Source organism: Roseomonas sp. TAS13 (assembly GCF_001950415.1).
Taxonomy (GTDB): Bacteria; Pseudomonadota; Alphaproteobacteria; order Acetobacterales; family Acetobacteraceae; genus Roseomonas; species Roseomonas mucosa.
Window position 1 is genome coordinate 1 of sequence record NZ_BDLP01000345.1, and the last position, 4652, is coordinate 4652.

The following is a 4652-nucleotide window of genomic DNA, read 5'->3' on the forward strand; positions in this document are numbered from 1 at the left end:
CCAACTCATCGGGTCCAGGGCCCGCAGGGTCCTGGCGGATAGGGGGTCCGGGGGAAAGGCGGCGCCTTTCCCCCGGGGAGAGCCACCCACGCCAAGGCCAGAACCATCCGGGCACGGAAATCGCTTGCCGCCGGGCGGCGCCCCGGCTGTGCTGGCCGGGTTCGGGCGAGAGGAGGCGGGCGGATGACGGGCCGGGCCGGGCTGGCGGGCGGGGAGCGCCACCGCTTCGAGGATCTGCGGCACCTGCTGGCGGCCGCGACGCCCAGGCGCTCAGGCGACGAGCTGGCCGGGATCGCCGCCGGGTCGGATGCGGAACGGGTGGCGGCGCGGCGGGTGCTGGCGGAACTGCCGCTGAAGGCCTTCCTGTCGGAAAGCGTGGTCCCCTACGAGGCGGACGAGGTCACGCGGCTGATCCTCGACACGCATGACGCCATGGCTTTCGCGGCCGTGTCGCACATGACGGTGGGCGATTTCCGCGACTGGCTGCTGTCGCACGAGGCGGATGCGGCGGCGCTGGCCGCGCTGGCGCCGGGGCTGACGCCGGAGATGGTGGCGGCGGTGTCGAAGCTGATGCGCAACCAGGACCTGATCGCCGTGGCGCGGAAGTGCCGGGTGGTGACGGCCTTCCGCAACACGATCGGGCTGGAGGGGCGGCTGGCGAGCCGGCTGCAGCCGAACCACCCGGCCGACGACGCGCGCGGCATCGCCGTTTCCGTGCTGGACGGGCTGTTGCACGGTTCGGGCGACGCGGTGATCGGCATCAACCCGGCGACGGACAGCGTCCGCAACGCGGTGGAGCTGCTGCGGATGCTGGATGCGCTGCGCGAACGCTACGGGATCCCGACCCAGACCTGCGTGCTGACGCATGTGACGAACGCTATCCGCGCCATCGAGCTGGGCGCGCCGGTGGATCTCGTCTTCCAGTCCGTGGCGGGGACGGAGGGCGCCAATCGCGGCTTCGGCGTCGATCTCGCCACGCTGCGCGAGGCGCGGGAGGCGGCGCTGTCGCTCGGGCGCGGCACGGCGGGCGACAACGTGATGTATTTCGAGACCGGCCAGGGCTCGGCCCTGTCCGCCGAGGCGCATCACGGGGTGGACCAGCAGACGCTGGAATGCCGCGCCTATGCGGTGGCCCGCGCCTTCCGGCCGCTTCTGGTGAACACGGTGGTCGGCTTCATCGGGCCGGAATACCTCTATGACGGCAAGCAGATCGCCCGGGCAGGGCTGGAGGACCATTGCTGCGGCAAGCTGCTCGGCCTGCCGATGGGGGTCGATGCCTGCTACACCAACCATGCCGAGGCCGATGGCGACGACATGGACGCGCTGATGGTGCTGCTCGGCGCGGCGGGGGTGAACTTCCTGATCGCCGTGCCGGGCGCGGACGACATCATGCTGAACTACCAGAGCCTCTCCTTCCACGACATCCTCGCGCTGCGCTCCATGCTGGGCCTGCGGCCCGCGCCGGAATTCGAGGCCTGGCTGGAGCGGATGGAGATGCTGGGCGCCGACGGGCGGATGCGCCCGCCCCTGCCGCAGAGCCCGCAGGCGGCACGGCTGCTCGCCATGGCCCAGGACCGCGAGGAAGGCGGCTGAACATGGCGGAGGATTTCTGGGAACGCCTGCGTCTCGCCACGCGGGCACGTGTCGGGCTGGGGCGCAGCGGCGATGCCATGAGGCTGGCCGATGTGCTGGATTTCCAGATGGCCCATGCGCTGGCCCGCGATGCCGTGCACACGCCGCTCGACACGGCGGCGCTGCGGGCGGCCCTGTCACCGCTGGAGGCGGTGGAGGTCCGGAGCGCGGCAGGGGATCGCGGCACCTATCTGCGGCGGCCGGATCTGGGCCGGCGGCTGGCACCGGAAAGCCGGGCGCTGCTGTCGCGCGGCGAGTACGACGCGGTCTTCGTGATCGGCGACGGGCTCTCGGCGCTGGCGGTGCAGAAGCACGCGGCCGCCGTCCTCCGCGCCACGCTGGCTCGGCTGAAGGGCTGGCGCATCGCGCCCGTCGTGGTGGCGACCCAGGCGCGGGTGGCGCTGGGCGACGAGATCGGCGAGGCGCTCGGCGCCACCCTCTGCGCCATGCTGATCGGCGAGCGGCCCGGCCTCAGCGTGGCGGAAAGCCTGGGCGTCTACCTGACCTACGCGCCGCGCACCGGCTGCCAGGATTCCGGGCGCAACTGCATCTCCAACATCCACAGCCATGGCGGCCTGTCGCACGAGGGCGCGGCGGAGAAGCTGGCCTGGCTGATGCGCGAGGCCCGGCAGCGCAAGCTGAGCGGCATCGGCCTCAAGGACGAGGCGCCGGTGGCCCTGCCGGGGGGCTAGGAACGTCGCGCCGGCATCCACCATGAACCGGCCTTGTGCCGATTTCCAGGACGTGCCGACCCGCCTGCCGACGCTGCCCAATAGCCGCCCTGGTGAACTGCTGCTGCACCAATGGATATCGGACGGCCCATCTGAGGCGTCAAAGGTGTGTCCGGCGGGCGCTTATGATCCGCTGGTTTCTTTTTTCTTCTTCGCTTGATCGTGATGCCACTTGATAGAGAAGAACATGCCCGTGCCCAACACGAGAATCTTGAATGGAAAGAAGATTATGGGGAACCAATCCCACATTTCGAATATTTCCAGGCTATGACACTATCTATCGTCAGGAGCGCTACCTCAAAACTGCTGCTTCAGCAATGCCCCACCAACGCCGCTCAGGAGGTCTCGTTGGACGCCCGGGCGGATGGCTCCCGCTGCCCTGGGGAAAGGCGGCGTCTTTCCCCAGCCCCCTATCCGCCAGGGTCCTGAAGGTCCTGGACCTCCCCTTCCCTGGCACACGCCGCCGGCCGGGGGGGGACACAGCCACCGCAAACACCTCTTGCTTCTCCACCCATTCCTCCGTATAGGAATAAAGTCAACTCACACGCCGCAACCGCGCACTCCACAGCGCCCTCCGGGCAATCCCCGGCTGGCCCGACAGCGTCCCGCCCAAGCCTGGCCGACAGCGCCGGCATACGCTGTCCCACCGGGCCCTTCCAGGCGCTTCAGGCTGAGCGCGCCTCGCACACCGCCCGCCACGGCGTCACCTGTTCCAGAACAGAAGTCGGATCAGCCATCATCCGGCACGCCAGTTGAAACCCGCGTCCTTTCAACCGGAAAAGGCTTAAAATCCTAAAACACTAAAGCGATAAAACAGCCCGCATGGCCGGATGCCCTGCCCCGCAGGAATGGGGCGGCACATGCCTCCCGCGCCGTGCCGCTCAGCCAACCCCACGAATCCCGCCTCGGACCCCCACGCGCCCACCGGGGGCACGCCCGCGGATCGGCGAGCCCCGCCAGCCGTATCAGGCGCCAGCCCGCCGCAACCCACGAAGCCCCCAGGGTTGGACGGCGCCCTCAGCGCAGGATGCCGGTATGACCCAGCGAGTAGCGGCCCGGCATCGGCCAGACGGTCAGGCCATGTGGCTCGGCGCCGACCTTGATCTGCTTCACCGCGCCGGTGGTGGTGTCGAAGGCATAGACCACGTCGTCGAAGCGGCCCGAGAGCCAGAGCGTCTTCCCGTCGGCGCTGACATTGCCCATGTCGGGGCTGCCGCCGCCGGGGATGGGCCAGTTGGCGACGACCTTGCCGCTCGCGAAGTCGAGCACCGAGACGCTGCCCGGCCCCTTGCGCGCGCCATGCACCTTATGGGAGCCGCGGTTGGCGATGTAGAGCACCTTGGCGTCGCGGCTGGGATAGAGGCCATGCGTGCCGACGCCGGTCGGGACATAGCCCGTCTCGACGAAGCGGTCGCCGTCGAGGACGAAGACGCCATCGGCCATCATGTCGGCGACATAGAAGGTGCGGCCGTCCGGCGCCACGCGGATGTCCTGGGGCATGCCGCCCTTGGACAGCTTCAGGTACCCGACGACCTTGTGCTCCACCATGTCGATCTTGGCGAGGCGGCCGCCGAACTCGCAGGTGAAGATGGCGTAGCGCCCGTCGGCGGAGAAATCGGCGTGGTTGATGCCACGGCAGTCCGGCGTGTCGATGGAGAACTGCATCGCCATCGTGTGCGGGTCGCGAAAGTCGAGGCGCTTGCGGGCCTCGGCCACCACGATCGCCGACTTGCCGTCCGGCGTGAAGTACATGTTGTAGGGATCGTCCACCGGGATGGCCTCACCCGGCTTGCCGGTGGCGGCGTCGATGGGCGTGAGGCTGCCATCCTCCTTGCCCTCGGCATTGTTGGTCGCCCAGAGCGTGCGCAGGTCCCAGGACGGCACGACATGCTGCGGCCCGCGGCCGACCTTGAACCGGTCCACGACCTTCATCGTCCCGGGATCGATGACGTAGACATCGTTGGAGCGCAGGTTCGGCACATAGACGCGCGGCAGGTCGCTGCGCACCACCGGCGCCAGCTTGTCGCTGGTGGTCTCGCTGTAGATGTTGCCGGGCACGGTCACGGGCGGCATGCCGGGCACGGTCTGCACGGCGGCCGGGGCCGTGTTCTGGGCCAGCGCCGGCCGGGCCAGAACAGCGGGAGCGGCCAGCATCGCCAGGAGCAGCAGGCGGGAGGCGGAACGGGACATCGGCAGGCGTATTCCTCGATACGGGCCCATGGTCACGGGGACCATTTCCGGGGTGGGGCGCCCGGGGGCGGTGCGGTTCGTGAACACGAAGCCGCGCCT

The 4652-nt window shown here is 69.5% G+C and carries 4 protein-coding genes; 3 read left to right on the forward strand and 1 reads right to left on the reverse strand.

Features of this window, described 5'->3' with window-relative positions; genetic code table 11:
* Positions 1-183 precede the first annotated feature (183 nt).
* Genes ROTAS13_RS19765 through ROTAS13_RS27370 form a run of 3 tightly spaced genes read left to right on the forward strand, consistent with a single transcriptional unit; the run spans position 184 to position 2523 of the window.
* Positions 184-1593, forward strand: coding sequence for an ethanolamine ammonia-lyase subunit EutB (locus ROTAS13_RS19765; protein WP_019460808.1), 1410 nt, complete (start codon positions 184-186; stop codon positions 1591-1593).
* Between the two features lie 2 nt (positions 1594-1595).
* Entirely contained in the window at positions 1596-2324 is a 729-nt protein-coding gene (eutC, locus tag ROTAS13_RS19770; protein ID WP_075823183.1) for an ethanolamine ammonia-lyase subunit EutC, read from the forward strand.
* 22 nt (positions 2325-2346) lie between these two features.
* The gene (locus tag ROTAS13_RS27370; protein WP_171979170.1) at positions 2347-2523 is read left to right on the forward strand and encodes a hypothetical protein; all 177 of its coding nucleotides are present in this window, start codon (positions 2347-2349) and stop codon (positions 2521-2523) included.
* 857 nt (positions 2524-3380) lie between these two features.
* Here ROTAS13_RS27370 and ROTAS13_RS19775 read toward each other — a convergent pair.
* The gene (locus tag ROTAS13_RS19775) at positions 3381-4553 is read right to left on the reverse strand and encodes a YncE family protein (RefSeq protein WP_019460805.1); all 1173 of its coding nucleotides are present in this window, start codon (positions 4551-4553) and stop codon (positions 3381-3383) included.
* Positions 4554-4652: the final 99 nt, after the last annotated feature.